This window comes from Mesorhizobium sp. M0048 (genome assembly GCF_040323405.1).
Taxonomy (GTDB): Bacteria; Pseudomonadota; Alphaproteobacteria; order Rhizobiales; family Rhizobiaceae; genus Mesorhizobium.
Map to the genome: position 1 here is coordinate 12,029 of NZ_JAMYUV010000015.1, position 14,471 is coordinate 26,499.

The window sequence follows — 14,471 nt, forward strand, 5'->3', positions numbered from 1 at the left end:
CAGCCGACGGTTGCTCGCGAGCTGTATCCGATACTCAGGCCGCCCGAACGCTGCGCGCTCCACGCGCCCAGGCCGGCAGCCAATTGCCATGCGCAACCAGCAAATCATCGACCAGCGACCATATCTGGTCGAGGTCGAGCTCGGCCGCCGTGTGCGGGTCCATCATCGCCGCGTGATAGATGTGCTCGCGATTCTCGGTCATCAGCGCCTGGACCGTCAGCTCCTGGACGTTGATATTGGTGCGGATCAGCGCGGTGAGCTGCACCGGTAGGTCGCCGATGAGGGTGGGTTGAATGCCGGAGGCGTCGACGAGGCATGGCACCTCGGCCGCGCAATTATATGGCAATGACGTGATGCAGCCGTTGTTGCGGACGTTGCCGTAGATCACCGACGGCTCGCCGGTCCAGACCGAGTTCATGATCGAGGACGCATATTCCTTCGACTGCTCCACTTCGATCTTGTCAGCCGAGCGATAGGCTTCCGCTTGCCCCTTCCAGCGTTCGATCTGCTCGATGCAGCGCTTCGGGTATTCGTCGAGCGGGATACCGAATTTCTCGATCAGGTCGTCGCGCCCGTCCTTGATGAAATAGGGCGTGTATTCCGCGAAATGTTCGGAGCTCTCGGTGACGAAGTAACCGAGGCGCTTCAGCATCTCGTAGCGCACTCTGTTCGGGCAGCGCGGATTCCATCCCGGCTTCGGCGCCCGCCCTTCGCTGTAGGCGCGCAGCAGATCCGGGTAGAGGTTGCGATAGGAGCCATCCAGCTGGCGGTGCTCGAACTTCAGGTAGAAGGCCATGTGATTGATGCCGGCCGAGCGGTAGCGAATCTCCTCGTAGGGAATGTCGAGGTCATGCGCCAGTTCCATCGCCGTGCCTTGCACCGAATGGCAGAGGCCCACCTGCTTGATGTCAGGGTATTTCTCAGCGATCGCCCAGGTGTTGATCGCCATCGGGTTGACATATTGCAGCATGATCGCCTGCGGGCAGACTGCAAGCATGTCCTCGCAGATCTTCCAGAGATGCGGCACGGTTCTCAAGCCGCGCATGATGCCGCCGACACCGAGCGTATCGGCGATGGTCTGGCGCAGACCGTATTTCTTCGGAACTTCGAAGTCGGTGACGGTGCAGGGCTCGTAGCCGCCGATCTGGAAGGCGACGACGACGAAATCGGCGCCCGCCAGCGCCTTGCGCTGGTCCGAATAGGTTTCGGCTTTGGCCCTCACGCCGAGCGTCGAGATCAGCTTGCCGACCACGATTGCGCTTTCCTCGAGCCGTTGCGGATTGATGTCCATCAGTGCGATCGTCGCGCCGGATAAGGCCGGACGCTGCAATATGTCGCCGACGATGTTCCTCATGAACACCGTCGAGCCAGCTCCGATGAAAGCGACCTTGGGATTTCTTGCCACAACGACCTCCGGCTTAAGCAATCAGGCTACCTCGAAAGCGGCCTTGACCAGCCGTTCGGTGTAAGCGGTTTTGGGATGGGACAGGACTTCGTCGACCGGCCCCTCTTCGACGATCTTGCCGTGCTGCATGACGATGACGCGGTGGCACAGCGCCCGAACGACCTTGAGGTCGTGCGAGATGAAGATGTAGCTCAGGCCCCGTTCGCGCTGCAGCTTGCGCAGCAATTCGATGATCTGCGCCTGGACGGAGAGATCCAGTGCCGATGTCGGCTCGTCGAGTACGATGAATTCCGGTTCGAGCGCGACGGCGCGGGCAATCGCAATACGCTGGCGCTGGCCGCCCGAAAACTCGTGCGGGAAGCGCGACAGGATATCGCCGGGCATGCCGGCGCTGATCAGCGCCTCGCGCACCCGCTCTATCCGATCGTTCCTGGTGGCGCCGATTCGGTTGACGACCAGCCCTTCCTCGATGATCTGGCCGATCGTCATGCGTGGGTTGAGCGACGAGAACGGATCCTGGAAGACGACCTGCATGCGCGACCGCAACGGCCGCATCTGCGAACGTGAACAGCCATGGATCGGCTGGCCATCGAAATAGATCTCGCCGCTGTCCGTGGTGTTGAGCCTGAGCAACGCCTCGCCGAAGGTGGTCTTGCCCGATCCGGATTCGCCGACGAGACCCAGCGTCTCGTGCCGCCGAAGGGGGAGGCTGAGACTGTCGACGGCGACGAGTTCGCGCAGATCCGGCCTCATGAACGTGCCATGCCGCAGCATGAACGAGACGCGCACATCCTTGGCTTCAAGAATGACGTCGGCGCCTTCCGGCAACGGATTTGCCTGGCCGCGCGGCTCGGAGGCAAGCAGGTGACAGGTGTAGGGATGCTGCGGATCGGCAAACAGCCTCTCCGTCACATTGTGCTCGCGCATCTCCCCATGCTGCATGACGTAGACATAGTCGGAGAACTGCCGCACCACGGTCAGGTCGTGCGTGATCAGGATCACCGCCATGCGCAGTTTCTTCTGCAGGTTTCGGATGAGATTGAGGATCTGCGCCTGAACCGTGACGTCGAGCGCCGTCGTCGGCTCATCGGCGATCAGCACATCGGGATCGTTGGCCAGCGCCATCGCGATCATCACACGCTGGCGCTGGCCTCCGGAAAGCTGGTGCGGGTACTGCTTCAGCCGCGCCTGGGGCTCAGGAATCTGTACCTGCTGCAGCAGCTCGAGCGCTCTTGCTTCGGCCTGCCTGCGGCTCATCTTGCGATGCACCCGTATCGCCTCGACGATCTGGCTGCCGATCGTGTAGATCGGGTTGAGCGAACTCATCGGCTCCTGAAAGATCATCGAGATGCGGTCGCCGCGCAGTTTGCGCCGCGCACGCTCGGAAAATTTCAGGATGTTCGCCCCGTTGTATTCGACAGTCGATTTCGGCGACACGACCGCGCGTTTCGACAACAGTCCCATGACGGTGCGCGCCGTCACCGACTTGCCCGATCCTGATTCGCCGACTATGGCGATCGTCTCGCCGCGATAGAGCTGGAAGGAGATGTCCTTGACGGCTTCGACCATGCCGTGCTCGACCTTGAAATCGACGGCGATGTTGCGGGCATCGATGACCGGTTTTTCCGAACGGCCGTCATGGTCGAGCCGGACAGGAGGTGCGAAGGATTTGACGAGCGCGTGTTGCATCATGTCACGCTCAATACGGATCGACCGCATCGCGCAATCCATCGCCAAGCGCGTTGAACGCGAAGACGGTGATAAGCACGAAGCCGACCGGCGAGAGGATCCAGGGATAGGTGCCGATGACCGAATAGGTCGCGGTGTCCTGCAGCATCAGGCCCCAGGAGATCAGCGGCGGTTTCACCGCGAAGCCGAGAAAACCGAGGAAGGATTCGAGCAGGACGACGCTGGGGATCGCCAATGTGACGGCAACGATGACGTGGCTCATCACGTTTGGGAAAATGTGCTGCATGATGATGCGGCCGTCGGTGGCGCCGACCGCCATCGCCGCACGGACGTAGTCGATCCGCGCCAGCGCCAAGGTCTTGCCGCGCACCTCGCGCGACATCTGCGCCCAGCCGAGAGCCGACATGACGACGATCACGAAGGCCAGGAAGACATTCGTCGGCGCCGTCACCGGAACAAGCGACGTCAGCGCCAGATAAAGCGGCAATTGCGGAAATGCGAGCACCAGTTCGACGAAGCGCTGGACCCAGACATCGAATGTGCCGCCGAAATAGCCCGACACCATGCCGACTGTCGTACCGATCACGGTGACGATGAAGACCACCGTCAATGCGATCATCAACGAGATGCGCGAACCATAGATCGCACGAGCCAGCACATCGCGGCCGAATTTGTCGGTGCCAAGGAAATGCACCGGCTGGCCGTCGGTCGAGCCGAAAAAGTGCCGGTTTGCGGGAAGCAGGCCGAGCAGTCTGTACTCCGCTCCCTTGACGAAGAAGCCGAGCAGCCGCGGATGGTCGTAGTCCGGCCCGACGACGGGTTGGAAGGTAACCGGGTCGAGGTCTTCCGAATCCGCCAGGGCATAGACGCGTGGCTGGAAGACGAAGTTGCCATCCTTGTCATGGAAGCTCATCATCTGCGGCGGGGCAAAGCCGACATCGGTCACCTTGGGATCCATCGGTGCGAAGAAGTCGGCAAACACCGCCAGCAGCACCAGAAACGCGACCAGGATGAGCCCGGCCATGCCGGTCCAGGACCGTTTCAGGCGGCGCCAGACGAGCGCGATGTAGCTCTCATTGCCGCGCGGCTTGATCTTGGCCGGTTCCTCGGCAAGTGGCGGCAGCGAGGGCTCGAAGGCAAGCATCTCAGGACCCTGCATATTGGCGCACACGCGGGTCGAGCATAACGAGCAGCATGTCGGCGATGATGTTGCCAACGATCAGCGTCGCCGACAGCACCATCATGAAGGTCGCCGTGACATAGACGTCGCCGACCGCCATCGAGCCGACGATCGCCGGGCCAACGGTCGGCAGGGCAAAGATGATCGCCGTCTCGATCTCGCCGGTCAGCATATAGGGCAGCACCACGCCCTGATACATAACCAGCGGATGCAGCGCATTGGGCACCGCATGGCGCATGACGACCGCACCGCCGCTGAGGCCCTTGGCGCGAGCGGTCTCGACATATTGCGCGTTCAGCGTGTCGAGCAGATTGCCGCGCATCACCCGCATGTTGTAGGCGAGCCCGCCGAAGGTCGCGATGGCGACCACCGGCCAGACATGCCGGACGAGATCGACGAACTTCGCCCAGGACCACGGCGCCCCGCCAAATTGCGGCGAAAAGAAGCTGCCGATCTCGGAGACGTTAAACTGGAAGACCAGCAGATAGACGATGATCAGCGCCATCAGGAAGCGCGGTACCGTCATTCCGAGGAAGGAAATCGCTGACAGCGTACTGTCGATCCAGCTGTACTGCCTGGTCGCCGCCCAGATGCCGAAGCCGATGCCCAGCACCGATGCCAACAGGTGGCAGACAAGCGCAAGCAGCAGCGTGCGCGGCAGCCGCTCGCCAACCACGTCGGCGACGGGCTTGTTGTAATACAGGCTGTGGCCGAAATCGCCGCGGGTGATGATGCCGCCGATCCAGTTCAGGTATTGGAGCGGAACCGGCTTATCGAGGCCGTGCTCCACGCTGTAAGCCTTCGCCTGAGCATCGGCCTCGGCAAAGGAGGCTCCACCCTGGTTGATGAGCTGCAAGCGGATATAGTCGGCATAGTTACCCGGCGGTGCCTGGATGATCGCGAAGGTAACCACGCTCAAAATGGCGAGAACCGGTATTGCGCATGCTATGCGCATAAGCAGAAATCGCAGCATCGACCGTTTTGCTCCTCGCTCAGATTCTCAGTTATCCCTCACCGCTGGCTTTGTCCCGGCCGCGCCAGCAGCGCGGCCGGGAATTTTCAAGTCAGGGGAGGAAACTCAGTTCGTCGGACCCTTGTCCCCGGGCTTTCCGGGAAGCTGTTCGGGAAACAGCTCATATTTCTGCTGCTTGTCGGCGGCCACCCAGACCCGCTCGCGGACGATCGAGTCCTCGGCCCAGTTGAACATGAAGATTGGCGTTCCCTGCGGGATATTGGAGAAACGTTTGTTGATGATCAGCGCGCCGGGATATTCGGTGAGCCCGACGGTATAGACGTGTTCCGTCGAGATCTTCTGGAACTGCTTCATCAGGCTGGCCCTCTGGTCATTGTCCTGCGCCGAGACAAACTTGTTGACGATATCGACAAGGTCCTTCTCGAAGGGCATCAGATCTACCTGGCCGTTTTCCGGAGCGCGGTGGTTCCAGCTGGTGCGTGGGCCGACCGGCGCCAGTTGCTCGGTGTTCTGCACGACCGAGGTGAGTTCCGTTTCGTTGCGCCTTATCAGCCAGTCGAAGCGACCGGAGTAATTGGCCTGATCGCGCTGGGTACCGTTCAACCCGTTCAGGACAACGCGAATACCTAACTTCTCCATCTGACCGACGACGCCCTCCGCGAGGCTCTTGTCGGTGGTGTAATCGTTGTTGACGAGCATCACGATCTCGACATTCTTGCCGCCGGCGGTGCCGGCAGGAAAATTGACGAAGCCGTCGCCGTCCGTGTCCTTTAGGCCTGCCTTGGCGAGTTCCGCCTTGGCGCCTTCGAGATCGAAGGGGTAGTAGACCGTCGACTTCCGGTCGTAGAAGCTCGTGCCCGAGGAGAAGCCGCCGGGATAGATGGCAGTGAACGGACCCTTGACCAGCGAGTCGCCGAGCGCCTTGCGGTCGAGCGCCATGGTGACGCCCTTGCGGAAATCCTCGTTGCGGTTCAGCTCGCGTATCGCCTGTCCGCGCTCGTCGGGGTTACCCCAGCCATTGGCTGAGAAATTCATGCGCAGATTATAGCCGATCAGCCGCGGACCGAACGCAAGCCGTGCCGGCGCGTCCTTTTGTGCCGCGCGCTTCAGCGAGGCGACGAAGTTCTCCGGCTGCTCCAGATTGGAGAAGTCTCCCGCCCCCGATACCGCCTGAACGTCGCGGTCGGCCCAGGTCGACAATTTGTAGTGCAACTCGTTGAGATACGGCAGCTGGTTGCCCTTCTCGTCGACCTTCCAATAGTACGGATTGCGACGCATGACGATGATGTCGTCGGGGCGGTATGCCACCGGCACCCAGGCACCCATCACCGGCATGTTCATATATTCCGGCGGGAAGGCGTTCTTGAACTGCTCGTAGGTGTTCTTCGAATATTTCGGATGCTGCGGCTTGAGGATATGCGACGGGCCCGGACAGAAGGTGCCGTAAGCCATGGCGTAAAGGTATTGTTTCGGAAAGGCGTCCTTGAACGTCCACTCGACGGTGTAGTCGTCGATTTTCTTCAGCGTCGTGCCGGCGCCGAAGGTCTCCTGCGTGGCACCGTTCAGCGGCGACACATTAGGGTCGATCACCTCGTCGTCCCAGTAGAACATCACATCGTCGGCGTTGAACGGAACGCCGTCCGACCATTTCGCGCCCTCGACCAGATGCATCGTCAGCGTGTGGCCGTCCTTGGACCAGTCCCAGCTCCTGGCGAGGTTCGGCAGCGGCTCCGTGTCCTTGGCCTCGACCTGGAACAGCGGCGCGGTGCGCGTCAGGCATTCGGAAAGGCCGATGTCGATGCCGCCCCAGCCCTGCGTCTGGCCGGCACCATAGTTCCAGCCCTCCGGCCGGCCGCCGATGACATGACGCATCGTATCACCGTAGACACCGACGCCGTCCGGCATATTGCCGGTCTTGAAGACCAGCGGCTCCTTCGGTAACCGGTCCTTGACCGGCGGCAGCTTGCCTGCCTTGACGTATTTGTCGGTGACCCAATCGGGTTCGTGGTATTCCGGAAGTGCCTTGAACTCCAGGATGGAGTCGCGCGCGACGTACTTGATCTTTCCCTCGGCCGGAAATTGCGCGGGCACCGGCGGCACGGTCGGCTCGGATGCATACGCGTTCAGGGCCGAGGCCGAGACGCTAAGCGCCAGCCCGGCGAGAATGCCAATGTTTCGGAAATTCCTCATCGTCTCTCCTCTCTGTTGTTCAGGAGCGCGTTGACGCCGCTCCATTTCTCCTCGAACGAATGTACTTCCGGGTGCGGTGCCGAAAATTCCTCCCGAAAGCTTGCCGCGATCCGTCCTGGCGAAATTCAGACGGCCTGCTTGAGAGCTGTTTTTTCCGCACGTAGTTCCTCGATCGAACGGACGTCGCGCCGTGCCGCTCCGGCCCATTCACGGGTCTTGATCCTGGATTTGGAAAGCCGCTCCTTCGCGGCCGGCACCGCATCGGCATATTGAGGCAGCCAGCGGGCCTGGGCGACGACCATTTCGTCCACCATCTGCCAAACCTCTTCCGGCGTCGAAACCGCGCCGACCAGCGGATCGTGCAGGACGGCGAGCTTCAGCAGGTCGATATCGCCTGAGATCGCCGCATGAACCGACATGCGCTGGACGTTGATCGAGGAAGTGCAAGTGGCGGCGCAGGCCTCCGGCAGCGTGATGCCTGCAGCCATGTTGATGCCGAAGCGATCGACGAAGCCGGGCGACTCGATGATGGCGTCCTGCGGCAGGTTGGTGACGATGCCGTTGTTCTTGACGTTGAAATGGCCGCGATAAACGCGGTTCGTCTCCAGCGCCTCGAGAATGTGGCTGGCATGCTCGTTGGAGCGCTTGGCGGGGTCTATCGGCCTGGCGGCGGATTCCAGAAATTGCGGGAACTCCGTTTCGAACCAGTTGCGTGTTTCGGTCGAATAACGAAGGTAGCCGCCGGTCTCGCCGTGGATCCAGTCGGACATGTCTATCCAGCGGGTGATTTCGTCCGGCCGCTTGCGATACCAGGGCAGGTATTCGGAAAGATGGCCGTTGCTTTCGGTCGAATAGACGCCGAAGCGCTTCAGGACATCGATGCGCAGCTTTTCCTGCTGCGAATAGACCGGATGCGCCTCGAAGGCGGCAACCAGTTCGTCCTTACCGATCTTGCGGCCGTTGAGACGCAGGTCGATGAACCAGGTCTGATGATTGATGCCGGAGCAGATGTAGTCGAGCTCGGTGCGCGACTTGGCGCCGAGCACTTCGGCGATCTGGTCGGCGCCATGCTGGACGCCGTGGCAAAGGCCGACGGTATCGACCTTGCCATATTCGATCGCCGCCCAGGTGTTCATGGCCATCGGATTGGCGTAGTTTAGGAATTTCGCCCCAGGCTCGGCGACTTCGAGGATATCCTTGCAGAAATCGAGGATTACCGGAATGTTGCGCTGGCCATAGAGGATGCCGCCGGCGCAGATCGTGTCGCCGACGCACTGGTCGATGCCATACTTCAAGGGAATGCGGATGTCGTCCGCATAGGCTTCGAGACCGCCGACGCGAACGCAGCTGATAATGTAGCGGGCACCCTCGAGGGCGGCACGGCGGTCGGTCGTTGCCGTAACCTTGGTCGGCAGCCTGTTGAATTCGACGACCCTGTCGAGGATCGACCTGATCATCTGGAGGTTGCGTTCGCTGAGATCGGTCAGTGCGAATTCGACATCCCTGAATTCAGGAACGCACAAAATGTCGGTGAAGAGCTTCTTGGTGAACCCGACGCTTCCCGCACCGATAATAGCGATCTTGAAACTCATCAGCCTCACCTCGACCTGATCGAACGCTAGGGCAAAGGCGGCGAAAAGAGGCCTGGCCCGCCTGCCACATTATGCAGGCTGGAATCCGGCACTTCCTCCCATCCGCTCGTTGACCGCGGTTTCTTTTGCTTTTCTCGAGGGATTATGCGCCTAATTCGGCACGCGACCAGAGAAGGATTATGCTTTTAGGGGTAATTTTGTGCTGCGGAACTTGATCGACATCGGGCCGGCGGGCAGGACGGTATCGCTGCCGCGCGGGCGCCAGCGCCTACACACCATGCCGACAAGCACCGGCTATGAAGTGCGCGAGAACGAGGTCTACGACTGGGATGGGCGCAAGCGCGGCCAGACGCCGTTTACCGTGCTCCAGCATACGATCAGCGGCACCGGCCGATTGCGCTACGAGAACCGGAACTACCGTCTGCAAAAGGGCGATACGTTGCTGGTTCTCGTGCCGCACAACCACCGTTACTGGCTGGCCAAGGGCGAACGCTGGGAGTTCTTCTGGATATCGATGAACGGCGAGGAGGCACTGCGCATCCACAAGTCGATCCTTGCCGCCGTCGGTCCGGTGCTGCGGCTGCAGCCCTCGACGATCGATCATCTCGCGGATTGCAGCGTACGCCTGATCACGGGCGCGGTCTCGCCGGGAGCCGCCTCGGCCGTCGCCTATGAAGCCGCCATGGCGCTCTACGACGATGTCTTCGGCTCGCATGCCGTCACCGACGACAAGAGCGCCATGCAGCCGGTCATCGACCACGTCAGGGCCAATCTCGACGGGCCGCTCCGCGTTGCCGATCTCGCCGAGATCAGCGGCCTGAGCCGCGCGCATTTCTCGCGCTGCTTCGCCGAGAGCGAGGGACTTCCGCCCGCCGAATTCGTGCTGCAGCAGCGACTGCAGCGCGCGGCGAAGTTGCTGACCAAGGCCGATTTCCTGCCGGTCAAGGAGGTCGCCATCATGTGCGGCTTCGAGGATGCCAATTATTTTTCCAAGGTCTTCCGCCGCCTCTACGGCATCAACCCGACGCAATTCCGCACCAACGGAATGTATGCCAGCCTGGGAACCGCCCGATAGATTGGCCCCGCTTGGCACCAGGTGAGGGAACGCTTTTGCTTCCCCTCGGTTTAGGACAAGAGAGCCCGCTCGCCGCGGCCGCACTCCGCTCTGGCGGAGATCAGGCCACAGATGTCAGGGGAGTGATCGATGAACAACCCCGATCCGAATAACCCGAATCCACTGCCGGACAATCCCAATCCGGAGCCGGCCCGGCCGCCTGCCCCGCCGGAGACTCCGCCGGGAGAACCTCCAGGCGTACCCCCGCCCTCGCCGGATCCAATTCCGACGCCGGACCAGGAGCCACTTGGAGTTCCTCCTGGCACGCCTTCCGAAATTCCTTCGGAGCCGACCTTTCCCGGGCCGACCGCCTGAAGGCGGTCGGAGTGGGGGATGGCAAGGGTGATTTGGCGGAGCGCTCGAAACGGGTCTTGCCATGGAACGTTTTGCGCTGGCGCTCATTCACCCTTCCATCACGCAATTCGGCGGCGGGCCCTGCAACCAACGGAGGTTAAGGCAACTGCATGACAAAGGACGTCGAGATCGCCAGTCCGCAGCAAACCCTGCGCGATGCGGCAGAAATGATGGGTCGCCTCGACGCCGGCGCGATGCCGGTGGGCGAGAACGATCGGCTTGTCGGCATGGTAACCGATCGCGACATCGCAATCCGCGGCGTCGCCCAAGGCAAGACACCTGACGCCAAGGTACGGGAAGTGATGAGCACCGAGGTCAGGTATTGCTTCGAAGACGAAGACGCGGAGGATGTTCTGCGCAACATGGCTGACCTGAAAGTGCGCCGCTTGCCAGTGCTAAACCGTGACAAGCGCCTGGTCGGCATCGTTTCGCTGGGCGACCTCGCCACCAACAGCGAGACCGCGACAGCAGGTGAAGCGCTGAGCGGCATCTCGCAACCCGGCGGCGAGCATTCGCAAACGATACACTGACGGCGCGCCACCGGCCGGCCTTTGCCACGACCGAACCGCCGGCTTGATAGACGCCGGCCTGCCGGCGAAACAGTTCAGAGGCGAATTGGACTCAACCCGACGAGGAGCAAGCCATGATTACTATGAAGGCCGTCCGTATCCACGATTTTGGTGGACCGGAGGTTCTTTCGCTGGACGCGGTTCCGTTGCCTCAGCCCCATGACGACGAGGTCACGCTCAAGGTCTACGCGGCAAGCGTCAATCCCGTCGACTACAAGGTTCGCAAGGGCTCTTCGGGCGCGGATCTGCCCGTCACGCTCGGCCGCGACGTGTCCGGCGTGGTGGAACTGTGCGGCACGCGGGCCCATACGCTGAAGAAGGGCGATCCGCTATATGCCATGCTGGGCAACGACCGCGGCGGCAACGCCGAATATGTCGTCGTCAAGGCAACGGAGGCGGCGGCGAAGCCGCAACGCTTAAGCCACGCCGAAGCCGCCGCGGTGCCACTTGCGGGCCTTACCGCGTGGCAAGGCCTTTTCGATCACGGCGGCCTCAAATCCGGGCAGCGGGTCCTTATCCATGGCGGCGCCGGCGGCGTCGGTCACCTGGCGGTGCAGTTCGCAAAGGCCGCGGGCGCGTTTGTCGCGACGACCGTGTCCGCGCAGGATTTTGATTTCGTCCGCGCGCTTGGCGCCGACCAGGCGGTCGACTACAAGAACCAGCGCTTCGAGGAGGTTGTCGAGGACGTCGACCTCGTCTTCGACTTGGTAGCGGGTGAAACACAGGACCGCTCGTGGGACGTGCTCAAGCCCGACGGGACGCTCGTCTCAACGCTTTCCGAACCGTCGGCGGAGAAGGCCCGCCTGCATCGGGCTCGCGGCGTTTCCTATTTTACCAAGCCTAACGCGGCGCAGCTTGCCGAGATCAGCCGCCTCATCGACGCCGGGAAGGTCAGGCCATTCGTGCAGGCAATCTATCCTCTTGAGGAAGTCGCCAGGGCAGAGGAACAGCTCGAGAAGCAGCACACGCGCGGCAAGATTGTGCTTCAGGTAGCTGCCTGAGCACTCGCCGAACAACAGGCCGCAGGCCAGTTTGCGGAGCGCTCGGACACAGGCCGTTTTCTGCTGTCCAGAAGCCCGGCGGCCGAGAGTTTGACACAGGACGGCCCGCCGGGCCTGGCCGGCTTAGGTAGATGCCGGCTGAAGCAGCATGCGCCGGGTTTGCCGGGATGCGCAAATCAAACAAATCAAGGAGATGCAACGGATTGTGAGGCACGTCGCGACGACACCGTCGCACGGCCGCCGTCAGTGAACTGCGAAGCGAAGGGCACAGCGTTTACCGACAGGCGGGCTAGGTTCCTACCGGCCGCAAGCCGCAAAAAACCGCTTCAAACTGTCGGAAACCGGCGATAGGTTCGAACCATGTCTCAACCCGCCAATCCGATCTCCATTGCCCGTCGCGATCAGATGTTTCCAGCGCTGGCTGAGGCGGACCTGGACCGCATCGGCCGTTTCGGCGAAGCCGTGTCCTATGCCGCAGGCGAACAGATCGTTAAAGCCGGCGAGCTGGCGCCCGGTCTGATCGTGGTCCTGTCCGGCAAGGTGGATATCATCCAGGGGGGCAGCTTCGGCCGGCGCGAAACAATCGTCACGCACGGTGCAGGCAATTTCGTTGGCGAGTTGGCGCAGCTTTCAGCCCGGCCCTCACTGGTGGATGTGGAGGCGATCGAGCCGGTCGAGGCGCTCGTCATCCCCTCGCAAAGGCTGAGGGACCTGATGGTGCAGGAAGCAAACCTCGGCGAGCGCATCATGCGGGCGCTGATCCTGCGCCGTATCGGCCTGCTCGAGAGCGGCACAGCCGGCCCGATCATTGTCGGACCGGTCGACAGCGGCGACGTATTGCGGCTGCAAGGTTTTCTGGCTCGCAGCGGTCAGCCGCATCGCGTTCTCGATTCGGCTGCCGATCCCTGCGCCAGGACCCTGATCGAACGCTTCCATGTCGATATCCACCATTTGCCGATCGTGCTTTGTCCAAACGGCAAGCTGCTGCTCAACCCCGGAGAGAACGAGCTTGCCCGCTGCATCGGCCTGGTGAGGCCGATCGACGCCGGCAAGCTGTACGACGTGGCCATTGTCGGCGCCGGACCGGCCGGCCTCGCTGCGGCCGTCTACGCGGCTTCCGAAGGGTTGTCGACGATCGTGCTCGATTGCCGTGCCTTCGGCGGACAGGCGGGTGCCTCCTCGCGCATCGAGAACTACCTCGGTTTTCCGACCGGCATTTCGGGAATGGCGCTGATGGCGCGCGCTTACAACCAGGCGCAGAAATTCGGCGTCGAGATGGTGATACCGGACGAGGCGAAGCTGCTGGGCAGCGCAAGCGACACGTCCGGTGCCCACTACACGCTCGCCGTCGGCGGCGGGGAGACCGTGCGGGCACGGTCAGTGGTGATCGCCAGCGGAGCGCGCTATCGCCGCCTCGACATGGCAAACCTGGCGCAATTCGAGGGAACCTCCGTGCATTACTGGGCTTCGCCGATCGAAGCGCGGCTTTGCGCCGGGCAAGAGGTAGCCCTGGTCGGCGCCGGCAATTCGGCTGGACAGGCTGCTGTCTATTTGGCGGCGCATGTGAAGAAGGTATGGCTGCTGGCGCGCGGCAGCAGCCTCGATGCGAGCATGTCGCGCTATCTGGTGGAGCGCGTCAGGGCACAGCCGAACATCGAAGTGCTGGCTGAGACGCAGATTGCGGCACTGGAAGGCGACGACGGCAATCTTGGCAAAGTGCGCTGGCGCAACCGCGACACCGAGACAGCACGTCCGATCCGCCACCTCTTCCTGTTCATCGGCGCCGATCCGAACACCGACTGGCTGGCGCAATGCGGCGTGGCGTTGGACGCGAAGGGCTTCGTTCGCACCGGGCCTGACATTGGCCAGGAACGTGGTGCGCTGGAGACGAACCGCGGCGGGGTGTTCGCCATCGGCGACGTGCGCTCCGGCTCGATCAAGCGCGTCGCCGCTGCCGTCGGCGAAGGCGCCCAGGTGGTTGCAGCGCTGCATGCATATCTCGCGCGAAACGGCAGTCTCGCCGTGGCGCAACAACTGGTCAGGAGCGTATGATGGCAGACGAATGCAGGCACGCCGGGAACATTCGCGACGTGACACCGAGCGCGCTCGGCTGCGAGGAATGCCTGAAGAGCGGTTCGCAGTGGGTGCATCTGCGGCTCTGCCGCACATGCGGCCATGTCGGCTGCTGCGACGACTCACCCAACCGTCATGCCACCAAGCATTTTCGGGCAACCGGCCATCCTGTCATCGAAGGCTACGATCCGCCGGAAGGTTGGGGATGGTGCTACATCGACGAAATCTTCCTCGACCTCGGCGACCGCACCACGCCGCAAAACGGTCCGATACCGCGCTTCATTTGAGCTTTTTGCGAGCGGGCCGCTACAGCAATTCCAGAAAAAGTGTG

The 14,471-nt window shown here is 62.2% G+C and carries 11 protein-coding genes; 5 read left to right on the forward strand and 6 right to left on the reverse strand.

The window, feature by feature from the left end:
* Positions 1–34: 34 nt before the first annotated feature.
* The 6 genes from NKJ84_RS15665 to NKJ84_RS15690 all read right to left on the reverse strand — a co-directional run bounded on the left by NKJ84_RS15665 (position 35) and on the right by NKJ84_RS15690 (position 9,029).
* Positions 35–1,405, reverse strand: a complete 1,371-nt coding sequence (locus NKJ84_RS15665) for an alpha-glucosidase/alpha-galactosidase (RefSeq protein WP_352507188.1) — start codon at positions 1,403–1,405, stop codon at positions 35–37.
* A 21-nt stretch (positions 1,406–1,426) separates the two neighbouring features.
* Complete coding sequence (locus NKJ84_RS15670) at positions 1,427–3,094, reverse strand: ABC transporter ATP-binding protein (RefSeq protein WP_352507248.1); 1,668 nt, start codon at positions 3,092–3,094, stop codon at positions 1,427–1,429.
* Between the two features lie 10 nt (positions 3,095–3,104).
* A complete protein-coding gene (locus NKJ84_RS15675) occupies positions 3,105–4,238 on the reverse strand; it encodes an ABC transporter permease (protein ID WP_352507189.1) in 1,134 nt (377 codons plus the stop codon).
* A gap of 1 nt (position 4,239) precedes the next feature.
* Positions 4,240–5,247: an ABC transporter permease gene (locus NKJ84_RS15680; RefSeq protein WP_352507190.1), complete on the reverse strand. Its 1,008-nt coding sequence runs from the start codon at positions 5,245–5,247 to the stop codon at positions 4,240–4,242.
* Between the two features lie 105 nt (positions 5,248–5,352).
* Entirely contained in the window at positions 5,353–7,437 is a 2,085-nt protein-coding gene (locus NKJ84_RS15685) for an ABC transporter substrate-binding protein (RefSeq protein ID WP_352507191.1), read from the reverse strand.
* A 125-nt stretch (positions 7,438–7,562) separates the two neighbouring features.
* Entirely contained in the window at positions 7,563–9,029 is a 1,467-nt protein-coding gene (locus tag NKJ84_RS15690) for an alpha-glucosidase/alpha-galactosidase (protein WP_352507192.1), read from the reverse strand.
* A 277-nt stretch (positions 9,030–9,306) separates the two neighbouring features.
* Between NKJ84_RS15690 and NKJ84_RS15695 the strand changes: the two genes are divergently transcribed.
* The 5 genes from NKJ84_RS15695 to NKJ84_RS15715 all read left to right on the forward strand — a co-directional run bounded on the left by NKJ84_RS15695 (position 9,307) and on the right by NKJ84_RS15715 (position 14,427).
* Complete coding sequence (locus NKJ84_RS15695) at positions 9,307–10,104, forward strand: AraC family transcriptional regulator (protein ID WP_352507249.1); 798 nt, start codon at positions 9,307–9,309, stop codon at positions 10,102–10,104.
* A gap of 503 nt (positions 10,105–10,607) precedes the next feature.
* Positions 10,608–11,027, forward strand: a complete 420-nt coding sequence (locus NKJ84_RS15700) for a CBS domain-containing protein (RefSeq protein WP_023677172.1) — start codon at positions 10,608–10,610, stop codon at positions 11,025–11,027.
* A gap of 113 nt (positions 11,028–11,140) precedes the next feature.
* Positions 11,141–12,067, forward strand: a complete 927-nt coding sequence (locus NKJ84_RS15705) for an NADP-dependent oxidoreductase (protein WP_352507193.1) — start codon at positions 11,141–11,143, stop codon at positions 12,065–12,067.
* Positions 12,068–12,427: 360 nt separating this feature from the next.
* The gene (locus NKJ84_RS15710; RefSeq protein ID WP_352507194.1) at positions 12,428–14,119 is read left to right on the forward strand and encodes an FAD-dependent oxidoreductase; all 1,692 of its coding nucleotides are present in this window, start codon (positions 12,428–12,430) and stop codon (positions 14,117–14,119) included.
* Positions 14,116–14,427: a UBP-type zinc finger domain-containing protein gene (locus tag NKJ84_RS15715; protein ID WP_352507195.1), complete on the forward strand. Its 312-nt coding sequence runs from the start codon at positions 14,116–14,118 to the stop codon at positions 14,425–14,427. The genes NKJ84_RS15710 and NKJ84_RS15715 overlap by 4 nt, the downstream gene beginning before the upstream one ends.
* Positions 14,428–14,471: the final 44 nt, after the last annotated feature.

Excerpts from the sequence above, each read along its gene's own strand:
- NKJ84_RS15670 (WP_352507248.1), bottom strand. The coding sequence starts at position 3,094 with ATGCAACACGCGCTCGTCAAATCCTTCGCACCTCCTGTCCGGCTCGAC.
- NKJ84_RS15675 (WP_352507189.1), bottom strand. The coding sequence starts at position 4,238 with ATGCTTGCCTTCGAGCCCTCGCTGCCGCCACTTGCCGAGGAACCGGCC.
- NKJ84_RS15680 (WP_352507190.1), bottom strand. The coding sequence starts at position 5,247 with ATGCTGCGATTTCTGCTTATGCGCATAGCATGCGCAATACCGGTTCTC.
- NKJ84_RS15685 (WP_352507191.1), bottom strand. The coding sequence starts at position 7,437 with ATGAGGAATTTCCGAAACATTGGCATTCTCGCCGGGCTGGCGCTTAGC.
- NKJ84_RS15690 (WP_352507192.1), bottom strand. The coding sequence starts at position 9,029 with ATGAGTTTCAAGATCGCTATTATCGGTGCGGGAAGCGTCGGGTTCACC.
- NKJ84_RS15695 (WP_352507249.1), top strand. The coding sequence starts at position 9,307 with ATGCCGACAAGCACCGGCTATGAAGTGCGCGAGAACGAGGTCTACGAC.
- NKJ84_RS15700 (WP_023677172.1), top strand. The coding sequence starts at position 10,608 with ATGACAAAGGACGTCGAGATCGCCAGTCCGCAGCAAACCCTGCGCGAT.
- NKJ84_RS15705 (WP_352507193.1), top strand. The coding sequence starts at position 11,141 with ATGATTACTATGAAGGCCGTCCGTATCCACGATTTTGGTGGACCGGAG.
- NKJ84_RS15710 (WP_352507194.1), top strand. The coding sequence starts at position 12,428 with ATGTCTCAACCCGCCAATCCGATCTCCATTGCCCGTCGCGATCAGATG.
- NKJ84_RS15715 (WP_352507195.1), top strand. The coding sequence starts at position 14,116 with ATGATGGCAGACGAATGCAGGCACGCCGGGAACATTCGCGACGTGACA.